This window comes from Amycolatopsis deserti, assembly GCF_014653945.1.
Taxonomy (GTDB): Bacteria; Actinomycetota; Actinomycetes; order Mycobacteriales; family Pseudonocardiaceae; genus Amycolatopsis_E; species Amycolatopsis_E deserti.
In genome coordinates this window covers 1,536,347-1,554,985 of sequence record NZ_BNAU01000001.1, presented here as the reverse complement: position 1 = coordinate 1,554,985, position 18,639 = coordinate 1,536,347, and the positions used below count along the sequence as shown (strand labels likewise).

The window sequence follows — 18,639 nt, the reverse complement described above, 5'->3', positions numbered from 1 at the left end:
GTGGTCGAGCAGCAGCTGAGGATCCGGCGATACACCGCCTACGGGCTGCTCGCTGTCTGCCTTGTCACGATCGTGCTCGTCTGGTCCGGTGTGGACTTCGTGCTGCGGCCGCTGGCGGTGCTGGTGTTCGTGCTCACCGCGCCCGGCTGGGCCCTGATCTCCTACGTCAACGTGCGGCACCTGTCGGTCACCTGGGTCAGCGCGGTCGGCATCTCGCTGGCGATCACCCTGATCGTGGCGCAGGTGCTGGTGCTGACCCGGTTCTGGCACCCGGAGGCGGCGGTCGTGGTGCTCGCGTTCGTCACCGCATTCCCGCTGGCGCACCACGTGCTGCGCAGCCGTCCCGCGCTCCTGCCCAGTACCGGCGAGGGCCGATGACGGTCGGCAAGGAGACCGCTCCCGGCAAGGGCATGGTGGCCGACGGCCTCGCGCTGTCGGCCTCCGCCGCGATCACCGCGCTGGCCGGGATGATCGGCTGGGTGCTGGCCGCGCGGCTGCTGCCCGCCGCCGCGGTCGGCGACACCTCGGCGTTCGTGTCCGGTTTCCTGCTCGTCGCCGGGATCGCCGAACTCGGCCTGGGCCCGGCGGTCCTGCGCTGGCTGCCCCGCGCCGGCGCGCGGCGGCCGCGGCTGCTGCTGCGCACCTACCTCGCAGTCCTGGCCGGTGGGGTGATCGGCTCGGTCGTGTTCGTGCTCGTGCCCGCCGGGGCCGAGGTGGTGCACCGGGTGCCGGCCGGGGTCGCCTGGTTCCTGGTCGCCGGGATCGGCTGGACCCTGTTCCAGTTCCAGGACGAGGTGCTCACCGGGCTGGGCCTGGCCCGCTGGGTGCCGGTGGAGAACAGCGCGTTCTCCGTGGCGCGGCTGGGACTGCTGGCCGGGCTGGGGCCGCTGGCCGGCGCGCTCGGGCTAGTGCTGTCCTGGGCGGTGCCCACGCTGATCGGCGTCGTGGTGGTGACGGTCCTGATCTGGCGCTCGGTGCGGCGCACCTCGCCCGCCCTCGCGCCAGGGGTGCTGCCCGGACGCCGGGAGATCGTGCGGCTGCTCGCGCCGTCCTACCCGGCCATGGTGTGCGTGGTCGTGCTGTACAACCTGGTGCCGCTGATCGTGCTGCACCGCTTCGGCGCCGAGGCCAACGCCGTCTTCTTCGTGGTCTGGACCGCGATCAACGCGCTGGACGTCGCCGCGACCGCGTTCGTGAACCCGCTCGTGGTGCGCCTGTCCGCCGAGCCCGGGCACGCCCGGTCGCTGGTCGCGGGCGCGGGCAAGCGGCTGGTGCTGGTGTTCGTGCCGCTGCTCGCCGTCGGTGCCGCGCTGGCCTGGGTGATGCTCGCGATCTTCGGCGCCGAGTACACCGCGGGCGCCGACCTGCTGCGGGTCCTGCTCGCCGCGCAGGTGCCGCGGCTGGTCGTGGTGCTCGGCGTGGCCGTGCACCTGGCCGCCGGGCGTGGCGCCGGGGTCGCGGTGCTGCAGGCGGTGACCGCCGCCTCCGCCGTGGTGCTCGCGCTGGTGGTGCCGACCGAGTTCGGCTTCGGGGTGGGCATGCTCGTCGCGCAGGCGGTGATCGCCGCCGCCGTGCTGGCCGACCTGAGGCGCCGGGTGTTCGGGGCGCGTCCGTGACCGAGCCGCCCACCCGGTTCCTGCGCCCGGTGCGCCCGAACCGCACCACCCGCCCCTCGCCCCGGCCGCGCGAGCCGATGCGGTTCCCGCAGCCGCCGCCCGGCACACCCACGCGCTACATCCCGGCGTCCGGCCGCATCGCGCAGCAGCCGAAGCCGGAACCGCCTTCGCGGGCGGTCGAATCCCGGCCCCGGCTGGGCACCGGCGCCGGACGGCCCGCCTTCCTCGCCGACCCGTTCTTCGGTCCCGGCCTCGCCGCGGTCGCGGTGGTGCTGTGGATCATCGGGCTGCACCCGATCCCGCCCGAGGCGATCGGCGGGCTCGGGCTCGTCGCCGAGCTGTCGGTGCCGACGCTGCTGTCCTATCCGCTGCTGGTCGCCGCCGTGGTGCTGGAGCTGCTGCGCTACCGGCCACGCACCTGGCTGCTCTCGCTCTACACGCTGGTCGGCGTGCTCGGCGTGTACGGGCTGCAGCCCGCGGTGGAGGAGGTCGCGCGGCTGCCGGTGGCGTGGCTGCACGCCGGGTTCGCCGACTACATCGCCACGCACGGCGACATCCTGCACGACTACGACGCACGGTTCTCCTGGGCCGGGTTCTTCTCGCTGGTCGCGATGATCACCCGCGCGGCCGGGATGCCCGACGCGATCCCGTTCCTGAACTGGGCGCCGGTGGTGCTGTCCGGGCTCGCGGTGCTCGGCGTGCGCGCACTGGCCGTGTCGGCGCTGGGCAACCGGCGCGCGGCGTGGATCGCGCCGTGGCTCTACCTCGTGGCGAACTGGACCGAGCAGGACTACTTCTCGCCGCAGGGCACGGCGATGATCCTGATGCTCGCCGCGCTGGCACTGACCTTCCGGCACCTGGTGCGGCCGCGCCTCACCGAGCCGGTCAAGGCGCGGCTGCGGGCCCGGCTCGCGCCCCGGTCCAGCCCCAAGGCGCGGCTGGTCGCGCAGGGCGCGGTGGTGCTGATCGGGCTCGCGCTCGCGCCCACCCACCAGCTGACCCCGTTCGTGCTGGGCGTCCTGCTGCTGCTGTTGCTCGTGTTCGGGCGGCTGTGGCCGGCGTGGGTGCCGTTCGTGATCCTCGGCGGCGCGGTCGTGTGGTTCTCGCTGGGCGCCGCGGAGTTCTGGAGCGGGCAGCTGGTCCAGATGATCCTCAGCCCGCTCGGCGACGTCGGGTCCTCGGTGGACGAGGGCATCGTGGCCCGCTTCGCCGGCAGCCCGGGCCGTCTCGTGGTGCTGACCGTGCGCATCGGGATCACGCTGTTCGTCGCCGGCATGGCCGCCTACGGCATCTGGCAGATGCGCCGCGACTCGCTGAAGTCGTGGCTGCTGCCCGCGTTGTGCGTCGCGCCGTTCGGGCTCGCCGTGGCCCAGCCCTACGGCGGCGAGGTCTTCATGCGCTGCTTCCTGTTCTCGCTGCCGGTGATGGCCCTGCCCGCGTCGCTCGCGCTGGAGAAGGCGGTCACCTCGGCCCGCCGGCTGCGCTGGCGCAACCGGCCCGCCCGCACGGTGCTCGCCGCCGCGGTGCCGTGGGTCGTGCTCACCGGCCTGCTCGCCTCGACGGTCACCGCGCGCGGCGGCAACGACGCCTACATCAGCTTCCACGAAAGCGACATCGCCGCCGCGAGCTGGGCGGTGCACCAGGCGCAGCCGGGGCAGCGGGTGGACTCGCTGGTCAACTCGGTGCCGCTGTCGTTCGCGCGCGTGGGCGAGGTGTCCCAGTTCGAGGTCGACGGCTACTGCGAAGAGGTGATGGACGACGTTCCCGCGCTGGTCGCCTGCCTGCGCCTGAAGGGCCCCGATTATCTTGTGCTCACCGAGCCGCAGTGGGCCTACATGAAGATCTTCGACCAGGTGCCCGACACCTACGGCGCCGACCTCGTGCGCGAGCTCGAGGCGACCGGGCTGTACCGCCTGGTGTTCGACGATCGGGGTTCGCTGGTGCTCGGCCGGACGACGCCCGCCGACAAGTTCGTGCAGGGCAGTGGCGGAGGGAACACGTGAACCAGACCCGGTCCCTGGGACGGCGCCTGCGCGAGCAGGTGCACATCGAGCTGTGGTCGATGACCGTCGGCGCCATCGTCAACGGCCTGCTCGGCAGCGCGTTGGTGCCGCGACCGCTGCGGCTGCTGGGTTACCGCGCGTTCGGCGCGCGCATCCATTCCGGCAACATCTTCCCCGGGCTGCGGATCCAGGGCGCCGTGCGCAACGTCGAGATCGGGCGCCACACGTTCCTCAACGCCGAGTGCTACCTGGAGTCGGTCGGGCCGATCACCATCGGCGCGTCCTGCCAGTTCGGGCCGCAGGTCATGATCGTCACCTCGCACCACCCGACGCTGCCCGACGGCACGGTGTCCCGCGTCGCCGAGGCACGCCCAGTCGTGATCGGCGACCGGGTGTGGGTCGGGGCGCGCGCGCAGATCCTGCCCGGGGTGCGCATCGCCGACGACGCGGTGATCGCGGCGGGCGCGGTCGTGGCGCGCGACTGCCCGGTGCCCGGGGTCTACGCCGGGGTGCCCGCCCGCCTGGTGCGCGAGACGTCCGTGGTGACGGAGCCGGCGTGAGCCAGGCCGACTTCCTCACCCTCGTCACGGCGCTGTTCGGGGTGGCGCTGCTGGTGGTGCTCGGGTGGCGGACCGTGCTCAAGGAGATGAACGTCGGCCGCCGCTCGACCGACACGGCGTCGGCGCGCACCCAGCGGATCCGCACGCTCGACCTGGTGGCGGTGGGGCTGACCGTGCTCACCGCGGTCGGCGCGATCTGGCGAATCGTGGTGGGACTGACGTTGTGACGGGCTCAGCCCGGCAACCGGATGGTCAGCGGCGGCAAGCGCACGCTGAGCCCGCCCGCCCGGATCAGCTCGGTCTGCGGGCGCGGGTTGACCACGACCTGCCCGCCCGGGGTGCTGAACTGCACCACGTCCGCGGGCCGCTGCACGTCGACCAGCCCCTTGCGCAGCCGCGGCGCCAGCCACGTCCACGCCGCGGTCAGGCTCGTCGGCCGCAGCACGTCGGTGCCGGGCCGCGCCTCCGACCACAGCGCCGCGTACGGCAGGTCGTCGCTGGCTTCCGGTTGCCACAGCAGCATCGCCGCCGCGCCGGCCTCCGCCGCACGGGCGACGGCGTCCAAAGTGGCCACCGCGCGGGCCTGGTCGGCCGGCACCGCGGGCGCGCTCTTCGCGCTCCCGGTGGGCTGCTGGGGTGGGGGAGCGGTATCCGGGTAGAACTCCGACCACCACACCGGCAGCCCGGTGAGGCTGCGTGCCCAGCGGGTCGCGTCGGCGTAGATCTGGCTGGCCTTGTCCGGCGTGGTGATCAGGCCCTTGTCGCGGGTGCCGGTGGAGGCGTCCAGCGCGACGAAGTCGGCGCCGTGCTTGTGCTGGTTCCAGTACTCGACGACGTCCAGCGACCGCTGGTCCACCACGCCGTACGGGCCGCGCAACTCGGACGGGTGGTTCGTGGCCGCCGCCGAGGACCAGCTGTTGAGGACCACGTACGGGCCGCCGATCAGCGCGTCCGGCCGCACCGCCTTCACCGCGTCGTAGACCTGGTTGTACAGGTCGGTGTAGCCCTTCGCGTCCCAGGCGCCGGCCTTCGGGTCCCAGAACCCCTTGAGCTCGTTCCACACCTGGAAGTGCCTGACCCGCGGGTAGCGCTGGGCGACTTCGGCGGACAGGCGCGCGAAGTCGTCGAAGTGGGCGGGCAGCGGGGCGGCCGCCAGGTCGTCCCAGTCGGTGGTGCCCGCCGCGCCGCCCTTCATCCAGTCGGGCGCGCAGCACAGGGTGATCACCGGGGTGCCGCCGGTTCGCTCGATCAGGTCCATCCGCTCGTCCAGGCGGGACCAGTCGAAGCGGCCGGGCGCGGGCTCGGGGTTGCCCACGCCGAAGCCCATGATGTGCTGGTTCTGCAGCAGCGGGGTGGCGCCGAGGATCTGTTCTCCGCTCTTCCGCTGTCCGGGTGTGAGCCACGAGTCGAGGCTGTACTGTGCGTGCGTCACGCCGAGTACGAGCCCATCCCCGGTGCCGGGCAGCAGCGTCACGGCCGGCGGCGCCGGGGGTTGGTCCCGATCAACCGGAGGCCAGCCGAAGAGCCCCGCCACGAGCAGGGCGACCATCGCGAAGATCCCCACGCGTGCCAGCATGCGCGACCGATCATCGTTTTGCCTGTTCAGAGCTACACCCGGAAGGGGGAAAAGCCGTGAGCGCGGCCGCGGTCTCCGTGTGCGTCCCGGCCTACCAGGCCGGGCGGTACATCGCCGACACCGTCTCCAGCGTCCTCGCGCAGACCTTCGACGACTTCGAGCTCGTCGTGCTCGACAACGCCTCGACCGACGCGACCGCGGAGATCCTGCGGGGCTTCACCGATCCGCGGCTGAAGGTGCTCCGCAACGACCGGGTGCTGCCGCTGGCGGAGAACTGGAACCGCGTCGTGGCCGAATCCAGCGGCCGGTTCGTGAAGGTGCTGTGCGCGGACGACCTGCTGCACCCGGACTGCGTGCGCCGCCAGTACGAGGTGCTGGCGACCGATCCGGGCATCGCGCTGGTGTGCTCGCGCCGCGACATGATCAGCGAGACCGGCGAGGTCCTGGCCGCCAACCGGGGGCTGCGCGGGCTGGTGGGCCGCCACGAGGCGAGCGCGGTGATCCGCAAGATCGTCCGCCACGGTGGCAACCCGCTGGGCGAGCCGGGTGGCGCGTTGTTCCGCCGCGAGCAGTTCGACGCGGTCGGCGGCTGGGACGCGCGCTGGACGTTCCCGATGGACCTCGCGCTGTGGATCGGGCTGCTCGGCCACGGTGACTTCTTCGGCCAGCCGGAGTCCCTGGCGGCGTTCCGGATCGGCCGCGGCTCGCTGTCGGCGCGGGCGCAGCGCGCGGAGTACGCCGAGCAGCGGGCGCTGTCCGAGGGGCTGGCCAGCGACCCGGGGTGGGGCGTGCGGCCGGTCGACCGGCTCGTCGGCGCGGCGATGGCGCCGGGTGCACGCCTGCGGCGCCAGGCGCTGTTCCTGGTGGCGAAGCGACAGGGCGAGCGGGGCTAGAGCGGCCACCCGTCCGGGGGACGATAAGTTGTCGCGGTGGTGCGTCGCGTAGTCATCCTGATCGCCTGCGTAGTCCTGGCGGGTGTCGCGATTCTCGCCGTGCGGGTGACGTCGGAGCGGTTCGACGGCAGCGGCGAGGGGGCGTCGCCGACCGCGGTCACCGCGGCGCCGAGCACCGCCGTGATCACCCCCGAGCCGTCCGACGAGGCCGCGGTCACCTACGGCTGGCGGCTGATCGCCCAGGACGACTTCGACGGCCGCCGGGTGAACACCGCCGACTGGGAGGTCTACCAGGGCCACAACCCGGTCTCGGGGGAAACGCTGAGCGCCGACCAGTGCGTGGTCCACGGCGGCATCCTCACCCTCGTCGGCGACGGCGACGACACCGCCGCCACCTGCGGCATCGCCTGGCACGAGGACCGCACCTACGGCCGGTGGGAAGTCCGGGCGCGCTTCCCGGCGCCGGCCGACCCCGACTTCAACCCGGTGCTGCTGCTGTGGCCGGAAAGCGACACCAACCTCGACGGCGAGATCGACTTCGCCGAGATCTACGACCCGGCGCGTCAGTACGTGGAGAGCTGGCTGCACGGCCCGGGCAACATCGACGCCGGGCACACCCGCAAGGACCTGGACATCACCCAGTGGCACAACTACGCCGTGGAATGGCAGCCCGACCACATCACCTGCTACATCGACGGCGTGGCCTGGGCGACCTACGGCAGGCCGGGCACCATCCCGAGCGAGCCGATGCACCTGGTCATCCAGCAGAACCACAACCGGCACAAGCCCACGCCGCCGATGCGCAGCACCGCCGAGGTGGACTGGGTCCGCGTCTACGAGTGACGAGCCGCACACGGGAAATAGTCAAGCGCTCAACTAGGTTGTGGGGAGGGAAGGCACCAGACACGTCTCTCGGGAGTACCCATGACCTCTACCGTCAGCCTCGCCGACAGCCTCCACCTGCCGCAGGACGTGCAGGACCTGCTGTTCCGCGAGGCGCGCACGGCGAACTCGTTCTCCGATGAGCCGGTGGGCGAGGAGCAGATCCAGGCGATCTACGACCTGGTGAAGTGGGCGCCGACGTCGATGAACACCCAGCCGCTGCGCGCGCTGGTGATCCGCACCGAGGAGGGCAAGCAGCGGCTGCTGCCGCACATGTCCGAGGGCAACCGCGCCAAGACCGCCGCCGCCCCGGTGACCGTGGTGCTGGCCGCCGACATCGACTTCCACGAGAACCTGCCCAAAACGTTCCCGCACAAGCCGGACGCCAAGGACATGTTCGCCGACGAGTCCGGCCGGGAGGGCTTCGCGCGGCTGAACGCGCTGCTGCAGATCGGCTACTTCATCATCGGCGTGCGCGCCGCCGGGCTGGCCGCCGGCCCGATGACCGGCTTCGACGCCGCGGGGATCGACGCGGAGTTCTTCGCCGACCGCAAGTGGAAGTCCCTGGTCGTGGTCAACGTCGGCAAGCCGGGGGAGAACCCGTGGTTCGACCGGCTGCCGCGGCTGGACTACGACGAGGTCGTCGAGACCGTCTGAAGTCCCTCGCGGAAGGCCGCGGGCGGGCGGCGGATAGCATCGGTGGGACATCACTTCGTTCGAAGGAGCCCATCGTGAACCAGCCGTCGTCCGCCGCAGCCGCACCCGCCGTCAGCGTGGTGGTGCCGGCCGGGACCACGGCCGGAGCCGCGATCCGCGAGGCGGGCCTGCCGACCAAGGGGCCGGACGCGATCGTCGTCGTCCGCGACGCCGACGGGCGCCTGCGCGACCTGGCGTGGGCGCCCGAAGCGGACGCCTCCGTGGAGCCCGTCGCGGCGGACACCGAGGACGGCCGCAGCGTCATCCGCCACTCCGCGGCGCACGTGCTCGCCCAGGCCGTCCAGCAGCAGTTCCCGGAGGCCAAGCTCGGCATCGGCCCGCCCGTCAAGGACGGCTTCTACTACGACTTCCTCGTCGACAAGCCGTTCACCCCGGAGGACCTGCAGGCGCTGGAGAAGCGCATGAAGCAGATCATCAAGGGGGCGCAGCAGTTCTCCCGCCGCCGCTTCGACTCGGTCGATCAGGCGCGCGAGGAGCTCGCCGACGAGCCGTTCAAGCTGGAACTCATCGACCTCAAGTCCGATGTGGATACTTCCGAGGTGATGGAGGTCGGTGGCGGCGAGCTGACGATCTACGACAACCTCGACCCGCGCACCAAGGAGCGCGTGTGGAGCGACCTGTGCCGCGGCCCGCACGTGCCCACCACGAAGTTCATCCCGGCGTTCAAGCTGACCCGCGTGGCCGCCGCCTACTGGCGCGGCAGTGAGAAGAACCCGCAGCTGCAGCGGATCTACGGCACCGCGTGGGAGTCGGCCGAGGCGCAGGACGCCTACCTGGAGCGGCTGGCCGAGGCGGAGCGGCGTGACCACCGCCGCCTGGGTGCGGAGCTGGACCTGTTCTCCTTCCCCGAGGAGATCGGCTCGGGCCTGCCGGTGTTCCACCCCAAGGGCGGCATCATCCGGCGCGAGCTGGAGAACTACTCGCGCCGCCGCCACGAGGAGTCCGGCTACGAGTTCGTGAACACCCCGCACATCACCAAGAGCGGGCTGTTCTACACCTCGGGCCACCTGCCCTACTACGCCGACACGATGTTCCCGCCGCTGCCCCTGGAGGGCGAGGAGTACTACCTCAAGGCGATGAACTGCCCGATGCACCACCTGATCTTCAAATCGCGCGGGCGGTCCTACCGGGAGCTGCCGCTGCGGCTGTTCGAGTTCGGCACGGTGTACCGGTACGAGAAGTCCGGTGTGGTGCACGGCCTGACCCGCGTGCGCGGGCTGACCATGGACGACTCGCACATCTACTGCACGCAGGAGCAGATGCCGGGCGAGCTGCGGTCGCTGCTGCGGTTCGTGCTGGACCTGCTGGCCGACTACGGTCTCTCGGACTTCTACCTCGAGTTGTCCACCCGCGGTGACTCGGACAAGTTCATCGGCTCCGACGAGGAGTGGGAGGAGGCCACCGAGACGCTGCGGCAGGCCGCCATCGACTCCGGGCTGGAGCTGGTGCCGGACCCGGGCGGCGCGGCCTACTACGGCCCGAAGATCTCGGTGCAGGCCAAGGACGCCATCGGCCGGTCCTGGCAGATGTCGACCATCCAGCTGGACTTCAACCACCCCAAGCGGTTCGAGCTGAGCTACACCGCCGCCGACGGCAGCCGCAAGCAGCCGGTGGTCATCCACCGCGCGCTGTTCGGGTCGATCGAGCGGTTCTTCGGGGTGCTCACCGAGCACTACGCGGGCGCGTTCCCGGCGTGGCTGGCGCCGGTGCAGGTGGTCGGGATCCCGATCGCCGACGAGCACGCCGAGCACCTGCGCGGGGTGGAGAAGGCGTTGCGCGCCAAGGGGATCCGCGTCGAGGTGGACACCAGCGACGACCGGATGCAGAAGAAGATCCGCACCCACACCACGCAGAAGGTGCCGTTCATGGTGCTGGCCGGCGGCAAGGACGTCGAGGCGGGCGCGGTGTCGTTCCGGTTCCGCGACGGCAGCCAGATCAACGGGGTGCCGGTGGCCGACGCGGTGGAGGCGATCGCCGGCTGGATCGCGCGGAGGGAGAACAGCTCGCCGACGGCCGAGGCGCTCAAGGCGGTCCTGCCTTGACCGAGCCGGAGCTGGTGGGTCAGGACGGGGTCGGGGTGCCGGACGCGTTGCAGCGGCTGTGGACCCCGCACCGGCTGGCCTACGTGCAGGGGCAGGACAAACCGGAGGGCGACGAGCCCGAGGGGTGCCCGTTCTGCCGACTGCTCGGCCTGGACGACGCCGACGCGCTGATCCTCGCGCGGGGTGAGCACGTGTGGGCGGTGCTGAACCTGTACCCGTACAACCCGGGACACCTGATGGTGCTGCCGTACCGGCACGTGGCGGACTACCCGGACCTGACCCCGGAGGAGACGCGGGAGCTGGCGGAGTTCACCCAGCACGCGATGAAGGTGGTGCGGTCGGTGTCCGGGGCGCACGGGTTCAACATCGGGATGAACCAGGGCGTGATCGCCGGTGCCGGCATCGCGGCGCACCTGCACCAGCACCTGGTCCCGCGCTGGGGCGGCGACGCGAACTTCATGCCGGTGATCGGCCAGACGAAGGTGCTGCCCCAGCTGCTGGGCGAAACGCGCGAGCTGCTCTCGGACGCCTGGAAACGGGTCCAGTAGCGCGAAAGGGCCCGGACGGAGCGCCCGTCCGGACCCTTTTCGCCACGAGGTTCTCAGGCCTGCAGGCCGGCCTCGATGTTCAGCTCGATCCGCACCTTGTCGCTCACCACGGCGCTCGGGACGCTGGCGCCCACGCCGAAGTCGCTGCGCTTGATCTCGGTGGTGGCGGAGATGCCGAAGACCTTGCTGCCCTCGGTCATGCCGTCGGCGAAGCCGCCGACCTCCGCGGCCAGCGTGACCGGCTTGGTGACGCCGTGCAGGGTCAGCTCACCGTCGATGAAGTACTCGCCGTCCTCGGCGCGCACACCGGTGGAGACGAAGGTCAGGGTCGGGAACTGCTCGACGTCCAGGAAGTCCGCGTTCTTGACGTGCGCGTCGCGGTCGGCGTTCTTGGTGTCGATGCTGTCGGCCTTGATGGTGGCGGTGACCTTCGAGTCCGTGAGGTCGGCGCCGGTCACGATTTCGCCCTCGACCTCGGCGAAGCGGCCGCGGACCTTCGACACGCCCAGGTGGCGCACGACGAAGTCGACGTCGGAGTGGGTGGAGTCGATGGTCCAGGTGCCGGCGATGTAACCGGGGATCTCGGTCGTCGAAGCGGTCATCAGGTGTCTCCTTGCGAACGTATGCTTGGTTGAGCCCTCAACCACACAGTAGCGAAGACTGGTTGAGCTCTCAACTAGGGGTACGATGTACCACATGTCCGAACCGCGATGGCTCAGCGAAGACGAACAGCGTGTGTGGCGCGCGTTCTCGGTCGCCGTCACCATGCTGCGCGGCCACGTGGATTCCCAGCTCCAGCGCGACGCCGGCATGCCGCACACCTACTACGAGGTCCTCGTCGTGCTGTCCGAGGCGCCCGGCCGCACGCTGCGGATGAGCGAGCTGGCCGAGAAGTGCCATTCGTCACGCAGCCGGCTCTCGCACGCGGTGGCGCGCCTGGAGGCCAACGGCTGGGTGCGCCGCGACAGCTGCGGCACGGACAAGCGCGGCTCGTTCGCCACGCTGACCGACCGGGGCTTCGCCGCGCTCGAAGCCGCAGCTCCCGGGCACGTCGAGGCCGTGCGCGAGGCCCTGTTCGACGCGCTCACCCCGGACCAGGTGCGGGCGCTGGGGGAGATCTCCGAGGCGATCCGCGATCAGCTCACGCCCCAGTGCGCCAAGGCGATGGCCGCCGTGGACGAGCACCTGGACCAGCTCGCCTGAGCACGCGCGGCGCCTTGGGCGCGCCGCGTCACCGGAGTGTCGTAGCGGGTGGATAGGCTGCGGTCAGCAAACCGACCCCGCAGCCCCAGGTGGAACGCCGAGAGCGATGGACATGCCCGCCGATACCGCCACCCCGACGATCTGATGCTGAACATCTTCGCGCGAGCGTCCGTCTCGCGAGCCCTGGACCCGCTCGGCCACGCGCTGGTGCGGGCCGGGCTCACCCCGAACGCGATGACCATGATCGGCACGGCCGGCGCGATCGCCTGTGCCCTGGTGTTCTTCCCGAACGGGATGCTGCTCGCCGGCACGTTCACCGTGTGGGGCTTCGCGATGCTCGACCTGCTCGACGGCGCGATGGCCCGCGCCCGCGGGTACGGCACCCCGTTCGGCGCGACCCTGGACGCGACCTGCGACCGGCTCGCCGACGGCGCCCTGTTCGCCGGCATCGCGTGGTGGTGCTTCGCGGTCGAGCACAACCTGCGCGCCGCCGCGGCCTGCCTGATCTGCCTCGTGCTGGCCCAGGTGATCTCCTACATCAAGGCCCGTGCCGAGGCGGAGGGGCTCAAGGCCGACGGTGGGCTGATCGAGCGCGCCGAGCGGCTGATCATCGCGCTCGTCGGGACCGGTCTGGAGGGGCTGGGCGTGCCGTTCGCCGTCGAGGGCACCCTGTGGCTGCTCGCGCTCGGCTCGATCATCACCACGATCCAGCGCATGCTGGCGGTCGCCGCCTCCGCCCGGGAGGCGGGCTGATGGGCCGGTTCGGCGAGCGGATGGCCGACCTCGGCTACGCGGCCGGCTGGAACGTGGTGCGCCGCCTGCCGGTGCCGCTGGCCAAGGCCGGCTTCGGGCTGGCCGCGGACTTCGCCGCGAAGCGCAAGGGCCCCGGCGTGCGGCAGCTGCGCCGCAACCTCGCCCGCGTCGTGCCGCAAGCGGACGAGACCGAACTCGACGAGCTCACCCGGCAGGCCGTGCGCTCCTACGCGCGCTACTGGCACGAGGCGTTCCGCCTGCCCACCATGGACGCCGACGACATCCGGGCCCGCGTCGGCGCGACCATCAGCGGCGTGGAGAACCTCGACGCGGCGCTGGCCGAGGGCAACGGCGCGGTGGTCGCCCTGCCGCACAGCGGGAACTGGGACGTACCCGGAATCTGGGCGGTCGGCCGGTACGGCCCGTTCACCACGGTCGTCGAGCGGCTGAAGCCGGAGTCGCTGTTCCAGCGGTTCGTGGCCTACCGCGAGTCGCTCGGGTTCGAGATCCTCTCCGCCGACGGCGGCACCGGCTCGTTCCGGTTGCTGCTGCAGCGGCTGCGGGAGAACCGGGTGGTGTGCCTGATCGCCGACCGCGACCTGTCCGGCAGCGGCGTGCCGGTGTCGTTCTTCGGCGAGAAGACCAGCATGCCGGCCGGCCCGGCGCGGCTGGCGGCCAGCACCGGCGCCGCGCTGCTGCCGGTGGGCAGCTGGTTCACCGAGGACGGCTGGGGGATCCGCATCCACCCGCGGATCCGCGTGGCGCACCGCACCGAGGTGCCCGCCGCGACCCAGGCGCTGGCCGACGTCTTCGCCGGGGACATCGCGGCGCACCCGGCGGACTGGCACATGATGCAGAAGGTGTGGACCGCCGACTTCGAGGAGGGGACCTTTTCCGCGACGGAGGAAGCGGCGTGAAGGTCGGGATCGTCTGCCCGTACTCCTTCGACGTCCCCGGTGGTGTCCAGGGGCACGTCACGGACCTGGCGCGGGCGCTGCTGGACCGCGGGCACGAGGTGTCGGTGCTGGCGCCGGCGGACGACGACGCCGACCTGCCGGACTTCGTGCACCCGGCGGGCAAGGCGTTGGGCATCCCGTACAACGGGTCGGTCGCGCGGCTGCAGTTCGGCCCGGTGTCCTACGCGCGCGTGCGGCGGTGGCTGCGGGACGGCGGTTTCGACGTGCTGCACCTGCACGAGCCGGCCGCGCCGAGCCTGTCGCTGCTGGCGCTGAAGGTCGCCGACGGGCCGATCGTCGCCACGTTCCACACCTCCACGCCGCGGTCGCGGACGCTGTCGGCGTTCCAGCCGGTGCTGCGGCCGCTGCTGGAGAAGATCACCGCGCGCATCGCGGTGTCCGCGCTGGCGCGGAGGGTGCAGGTCGAACATGCCGGCGGGGACGCGGTGGAGATCCCCAACGGGGTCGACGTCGAGTTCTTCTCCCGCGCCCAGCCCCTCGACGGCTACCCCCGGGCCGGGGGCACGATCGGGTTCGTGGGCCGGTTCACCGAGCCGCGCAAGGGCATGGAGGTCCTGCTCGCCGCGGCCCGCCGGCTGCTGCCGGAGTTCCCGGAGCTGCGGCTGCTCGTGGTGGGACGCGGCGAGGCCGACGTGCTGCGCCGGATGGCGGGCCCGGAGCTGGCGCCGCACCTGGAGCTGCTCGGCCAGGTCGACGACGCCACCAAGGCTCGGGCGCTGCGCAGCGTCGACGTCTACTGCGCGCCCAACACCGGCGGTGAGAGCTTCGGGATGATCCTCACCGAGGCGATGGCCGCCGGTACCGCGGTGGCGGCGAGCAACCTGGACTCGTTCCGCCGCGTGCTCGACGACGGGCGCGCCGGGGCGCTGTTCACCACCGGCGACAGCGTGGCGCTGGCGAACTGCCTGCGTGAGCTGCTCGGCGACCCGGCGCGGCGGACGTCGCTGGCCGCGGCGGCGGGGGAGCGTGTCGCGATCTACGACTGGCCGGTGGTGGTGACGCAGGTGCTGCGGGTCTACGAGACGGCGATCGCGGCCGACCCGCGGCGGGTCAGTGCGGAGGACGCGCCGCTGTGAACTGGTTCGTGCTGGTCGTTTCGATCGTCGCGGCGGTGGTCGTGCTCGGCGGGTTGTTCCTGGTGGCCACGGCCAACCGGCTGGACCGGCTGCACGTCCGGCTGGACGCCGGGTGGGCGGCGCTGGACGCGGCGCTGGCGCGGCGGGCGGTGGTGGCGCGGGCGGTGGCCGCCGTCGACGAGGCCGCGCCGGGCTTGCGGGAGGCGGCCGACATCGCGGAGAAGGCCCCGCGGGCGGAGCGGGAGGTCGCGGAGAACGAGCTGACCCGGCTGCTCGCGTCGATCGACCGGGCCCGGCTGCCCGCTTCGCTGGCCGAGGAGCTGGCCGACGCCGAACACCGGGTCGTCATCGCGCGGCGCGTGCACAACGACGCGGTGCGGGACGCGCTCGCGCTGCGCCGGCGGCGGAAGGTGCGGTACTTCAAGCTCGCCGGCACGGCGCGGCAGCCGGAGTACTTCGAGATCGCCGAACCGCCGGTGCCCGGCGCCTAAGATCAGAGCATGGCTGCGGAAGACTCGGCGTGCGCGGTGGCGCACGGCGCGGAGGGTTCGCCGGTGGAGACACCGACGCTGGTCGCGGTGTTCGCCTCCCCGGTCGCGGAGTTCCTGCTGCGCTACGGCGCGGACCTCGGGTACCGGACGGTGCTGTACGACCCGGACTCCTCGCGCGCGGCCCCCGGCGCGACGGCCGTGCTGCCGGACCTGGACGCCGACACCGACGTGGTGGTGACCGACCACCACCGGCCCGAGCTGGGTGCCGCGCTGCGGGACGTGCTGGCGCGGCCGGTGCGCTGGGCCGGGGTGATGGGCAACCCGCGGCACGAGGGCCCGCACGTCGAGGCGCTGCGCTCGCTGGGAGTGCCGGAGGCCGAGATCGCCCGGGTGCACCGCCCGATCGGCCTGGACATCGGCTCACGCCGCCCGGCCGAAATCGCGATCGCGACGCTGGCCGGACTGATCGCGGACCGCAACGGCCGCCCCGGCGGCTTCTTCACCCGCTGATCCTTCACGGCTGGCGCTTCCGCCGACGGCGGTGCCACCAAGGCTGGGCCGCCCGAGCGTGGGACTCGCGCGCCGAACGCCCTCGCGCATTCGTGGCCGCGAGTTGCGCGCTCCGGTCAGTCCAGCGCCGCCCGCGCCGCGGCTCCGGCCGTGCCCAGGTCCAGATCCACCGTCACGAACTCCCCGTCCGGGCGGCCCCGCTCGGACACCGCGAGCCCGATCAGCGCCAGGTCCGCCGCGCGGTCGCGCAGCGCCCACTGCTCCGGCGTCTCCACCGCCACCGGCTCGGTCTCGTCGCGCTGCCACGCGGCCACGGCGGCGTCCGCGAGCGCGCGCGGCAGCCGGACGGTGATCCGGTGCTCGCCGATCGCCGTCCCGATCGCCGCCAGCACCTCCGAGTCCTGGCGGTAGCGCGAGTACTGTCCGGTCATCCCGCGAGAATAGGCAACACACCGCCGCCCGCGCTCGTGAATTTCAGGCGTGCGCGGCCGCCAGGTTCTCCGGCAGCGGGTCGTAGCGCGTGTGCCGCCGGGTGAACGTCGCCGTGCCGGAGCTGAGCGACCGCAGCTCCGTGGTGTAGCGCAGCAGCTCGGTCGCGGGGACCTCGGCGCGGATGACGCTGCGCCCGCCGCCCACCGACTCGGTGCCCAGCACCCGGCCCCGCCGCGAGGACAGGTCGCCCAGCACCGCGCCCAGGTACTCGTCGGGCACCCGCACGTCGACCTCGTCGAGCGGTTCGAGCAGCACGACCCGCCCGTTCGCGGCGGCCTCCTTCAGCGCCAGCGCGCCGGCCGTCTGGAACGCCGCGTCCGAGGAGTCCACGCTGTGCGCCTTGCCGTCGACGAGCGTGACGCGCACGTCGACCACCGGGTAGCCGGCCACCAGTCCGCGTTGCAGCTGCGCCCGCACCCCCTTCTCCACGCTCGGGATGAACTGGTGCGGGATCGCCCCGCCGACGATCCGGTCCACGAACTCGAACCCGGCGCCGCGCGGCAGCGGCTCGACCTCGATGTCGCACACCGCGTACTGGCCGTGCCCGCCGGACTGCTTCACGTGCCGCCCGTGGCCCTTCGCCGGGCCGGCGAACGTCTCGCGCAGGCTCGTCTTGACCGGCTCGGTGTCCACTTCGGCCCCGCCGGCCCGCAACCGCGACAGCACCACGTCGGCGTGCGCCTCGCCCATGCACCACAGGACCAGTTGCGACGTCTCGGCGTTGCGTTCCAGCCGCAGTGTCGGGTCACCGGCCACGAGGCGGGACAGGTTACGCGCCAAGGCGTCCTCGTCGCTGCGGTTGCGGGCGACCACGGCCACCGGCAGCAGCGGCTCGGGCATCGGCCACGGGCGCATCAGCAGCGGGTGGTCGGGGGAGGAGACGGTGTCCCCGGTCTCGGCCGAGCCGACCTTGGTCAGCGCGCACAGGTCCCCGGCCACGCAGTAGGGCACCTCGCGCAGGTTCGCGCCCAGCGGCGAGTACAGGTGCGCCACGCGTTCGTCGGTGTCGTGGTCCTCGTGGCCGCGCTCGGACAGGCCGTGCCCGGACACGTGCACCGGCCGCTCGGGTCGCAGCGTCCCGGAGAACACCCGGACGAGCGACACGCGCCCGACGTAGGAGTCCACGGCGGTGCGCACCACCTCGGCGGCCAGCGGCCCGTCGGGGTCGGTGCTCAGCGCCGGGTGCGGCGCGCCGTCGGGGGTGGTGACCGAGGGCAGCTTGTGCTCCAGCGGCGACGGGAACGCGCGCACGATGCCGTCGAGCACCTCCGCCAGGCCCACGCCGGTGGTCGCGCACACCGGGATGACCGGGTGGAACGACCCGCGGGCCACGGCCGTCTCCAGGTCCGCGATCAGGGTGTCCTCGCTGATCTCCTCGCCGGCCAGGTAGCGGTCCATGAGGGTCTCGTCCTCGCTCTCGGCGATGATGCCCTCGATCAGCTCGTTGCGCGCCTCGGTCAGCCGCTCCAGGTCCTCGGCGGAGGGATCGGCCATCCGCGGCGGGAAGCCCTGCGAGTAGTCGTAGCGGCGACGGGTGATCAGCCCGATCAGGCCCGGCTCCGGCCCGCTCGCCGGCAGGTACAGCGGCAGCACGCCCGCGCCGAACGCGTCCTGGCACGCGGCGATCTCGTTTTCGGGGTCCGCGCGGTGGTGGTCCAGGCGCGAGACGATCACCGCGCGCGGCATGCCCACCGCGGCGCACTCCTCCCAGATGGCCACCGTCGCCGGGTCCACGCCCTCGAACGCGCTGACCACGAACAGGGCGGCGTCGGCGGCGCGCAGCCCGGCGCGCAGCTCGCCCACGAAGTCGGCGTAGCCGGGGGTGTCGATCAGGTTGATCTTGTGGCCGTCGTGCATCACCGGCGCCACGGACAGCCCGACCGAGCGCTGCTGGCGCACGGCCGCCGGGTCGTGGTCGCAGACCGTGGTCCCCTCCACAACGGAACCGGCCCTGGTCACGGTGCCGGACACCGCGAGCAGGGCCTCGGTGAGGGTGGTCTTGCCGGATCCGGAGGGACCGACCAGGACCACGTTGCGGACCTTGACCGGGTCGTCCACAGCGACCGCGGCTCCGGCATCGACGGTGCGGGCTTGTTTGTCGGCCATGGCGGGCTCCCCGGGACGACGCTGTCGAAAGGTGTGTCCTCGATCACACACCCGGCGAGCATGGTCCGGCAAGCCCGCGGGGGCAGGTTGCGCCTGCGGAGCGAAAAGTGGACTGCTGAGATCGCGGCGAACTGGCCTGGGGGAGCGGTCCACCAGAACCTAAACTGGACACCGAACCCCTTCGTGTTTTCGTG

General features: G+C 72.4%; 20 protein-coding genes. 16 read left to right on the top strand and 4 right to left on the bottom strand.

Annotation, left to right across the window (positions count from 1 at the left end; genetic code table 11):
- The 5 genes from IE290_RS07610 to IE290_RS07590 are packed head-to-tail and all read left to right on the top strand — an operon-like array spanning position 1 to position 4,406.
- Positions 1-378 (top strand): hypothetical protein, encoded by a 378-nt coding sequence (locus IE290_RS07610; RefSeq protein WP_191243723.1) that lies wholly within the window; start codon positions 1-3, stop codon positions 376-378.
- Positions 375-1,616 (top strand): lipopolysaccharide biosynthesis protein, encoded by a 1,242-nt coding sequence (locus IE290_RS07605; protein WP_191243722.1) that lies wholly within the window; start codon positions 375-377, stop codon positions 1,614-1,616. The genes IE290_RS07610 and IE290_RS07605 overlap by 4 nt, the downstream gene beginning before the upstream one ends.
- Positions 1,613-3,619 (top strand): DUF2339 domain-containing protein, encoded by a 2,007-nt coding sequence (locus IE290_RS07600; RefSeq protein ID WP_191243721.1) that lies wholly within the window; start codon positions 1,613-1,615, stop codon positions 3,617-3,619. Before IE290_RS07605 ends, IE290_RS07600 begins: the two co-directional genes overlap by 4 nt.
- Positions 3,616-4,179 carry an acyltransferase gene (locus IE290_RS07595; protein ID WP_191243720.1) on the top strand — a complete coding sequence of 188 codons (564 nt, stop codon included), beginning with the start codon at positions 3,616-3,618 and terminating at the stop codon, positions 4,177-4,179. The genes IE290_RS07600 and IE290_RS07595 overlap by 4 nt, the downstream gene beginning before the upstream one ends.
- Complete coding sequence (locus IE290_RS07590) at positions 4,176-4,406, top strand: hypothetical protein (protein ID WP_191243719.1); 231 nt, start codon at positions 4,176-4,178, stop codon at positions 4,404-4,406. The genes IE290_RS07595 and IE290_RS07590 overlap by 4 nt, the downstream gene beginning before the upstream one ends.
- A gap of 5 nt (positions 4,407-4,411) precedes the next feature.
- On the opposite strand, the gene IE290_RS07585 is transcribed toward IE290_RS07590, so the two are convergent.
- Entirely contained in the window at positions 4,412-5,743 is a 1,332-nt protein-coding gene (locus IE290_RS07585) for a glycoside hydrolase family protein (protein ID WP_229874291.1), read from the bottom strand.
- A 68-nt stretch (positions 5,744-5,811) separates the two neighbouring features.
- Here IE290_RS07585 and IE290_RS07580 point away from each other — a divergent pair, with 68 nt between their 5' ends.
- The 5 genes from IE290_RS07580 to IE290_RS07560 all read left to right on the top strand — a co-directional run bounded on the left by IE290_RS07580 (position 5,812) and on the right by IE290_RS07560 (position 10,837).
- Entirely contained in the window at positions 5,812-6,648 is an 837-nt protein-coding gene (locus IE290_RS07580) for a glycosyltransferase family 2 protein (RefSeq protein WP_191243717.1), read from the top strand.
- A 36-nt stretch (positions 6,649-6,684) separates the two neighbouring features.
- Positions 6,685-7,491: a glycoside hydrolase family 16 protein gene (locus IE290_RS07575; RefSeq protein ID WP_191243716.1), complete on the top strand. Its 807-nt coding sequence runs from the start codon at positions 6,685-6,687 to the stop codon at positions 7,489-7,491.
- Between the two features lie 81 nt (positions 7,492-7,572).
- Positions 7,573-8,187, top strand: coding sequence for a malonic semialdehyde reductase (locus tag IE290_RS07570; RefSeq protein ID WP_191243715.1), 615 nt, complete (start codon positions 7,573-7,575; stop codon positions 8,185-8,187).
- Positions 8,188-8,261: 74 nt separating this feature from the next.
- Positions 8,262-10,289, top strand: coding sequence for a threonine--tRNA ligase (thrS, locus tag IE290_RS07565; protein ID WP_191243714.1), 2,028 nt, complete (start codon positions 8,262-8,264; stop codon positions 10,287-10,289).
- A complete protein-coding gene (locus tag IE290_RS07560) occupies positions 10,286-10,837 on the top strand; it encodes an HIT family protein (protein ID WP_191243713.1) in 552 nt (183 codons plus the stop codon). Before thrS ends, IE290_RS07560 begins: the two co-directional genes overlap by 4 nt.
- 53 nt (positions 10,838-10,890) lie before the next feature.
- Here the strand turns inward: IE290_RS07560 and IE290_RS07555 are convergent, their stop codons facing one another.
- A complete protein-coding gene (locus IE290_RS07555) occupies positions 10,891-11,439 on the bottom strand; it encodes a YceI family protein (protein ID WP_191243712.1) in 549 nt (182 codons plus the stop codon).
- A gap of 94 nt (positions 11,440-11,533) precedes the next feature.
- Between IE290_RS07555 and IE290_RS07550 the strand changes: the two genes are divergently transcribed.
- The 6 genes from IE290_RS07550 (at position 11,534) to IE290_RS07525 (ending at position 15,847) form a co-directional block, all read left to right on the top strand.
- Complete coding sequence (locus IE290_RS07550; protein ID WP_191243711.1) at positions 11,534-12,040, top strand: MarR family winged helix-turn-helix transcriptional regulator; 507 nt, start codon at positions 11,534-11,536, stop codon at positions 12,038-12,040.
- Between the two features lie 144 nt (positions 12,041-12,184).
- Positions 12,185-12,793, top strand: a complete 609-nt coding sequence (gene pgsA, locus IE290_RS07545; RefSeq protein WP_191243710.1) for a phosphatidylinositol phosphate synthase — start codon at positions 12,185-12,187, stop codon at positions 12,791-12,793.
- Positions 12,793-13,710, top strand: a complete 918-nt coding sequence (locus IE290_RS07540; protein WP_191243709.1) for a phosphatidylinositol mannoside acyltransferase — start codon at positions 12,793-12,795, stop codon at positions 13,708-13,710. The genes pgsA and IE290_RS07540 overlap by 1 nt, the downstream gene beginning before the upstream one ends.
- Positions 13,707-14,846 carry a glycosyltransferase family 4 protein gene (locus IE290_RS07535; protein WP_191243708.1) on the top strand — a complete coding sequence of 380 codons (1,140 nt, stop codon included), beginning with the start codon at positions 13,707-13,709 and terminating at the stop codon, positions 14,844-14,846. Before IE290_RS07540 ends, IE290_RS07535 begins: the two co-directional genes overlap by 4 nt.
- The gene (locus IE290_RS07530) at positions 14,843-15,337 is read left to right on the top strand and encodes an NUDIX hydrolase (protein ID WP_191243707.1); all 495 of its coding nucleotides are present in this window, start codon (positions 14,843-14,845) and stop codon (positions 15,335-15,337) included. The genes IE290_RS07535 and IE290_RS07530 overlap by 4 nt, the downstream gene beginning before the upstream one ends.
- A gap of 9 nt (positions 15,338-15,346) precedes the next feature.
- Positions 15,347-15,847 (top strand): XdhC family protein, encoded by a 501-nt coding sequence (locus IE290_RS07525; protein ID WP_191243706.1) that lies wholly within the window; start codon positions 15,347-15,349, stop codon positions 15,845-15,847.
- Between the two features lie 116 nt (positions 15,848-15,963).
- Here the strand turns inward: IE290_RS07525 and IE290_RS07520 are convergent, their stop codons facing one another.
- Together IE290_RS07520 and IE290_RS07515 are read right to left on the bottom strand one after the other, a co-directional pair.
- Positions 15,964-16,278 carry a hypothetical protein gene (locus tag IE290_RS07520; RefSeq protein ID WP_191243705.1) on the bottom strand — a complete coding sequence of 105 codons (315 nt, stop codon included), beginning with the start codon at positions 16,276-16,278 and terminating at the stop codon, positions 15,964-15,966.
- Positions 16,279-16,321: 43 nt separating this feature from the next.
- Positions 16,322-18,445 carry an elongation factor G-like protein EF-G2 gene (locus tag IE290_RS07515; protein ID WP_191243704.1) on the bottom strand — a complete coding sequence of 708 codons (2,124 nt, stop codon included), beginning with the start codon at positions 18,443-18,445 and terminating at the stop codon, positions 16,322-16,324.
- Positions 18,446-18,639 lie beyond the last annotated feature (194 nt).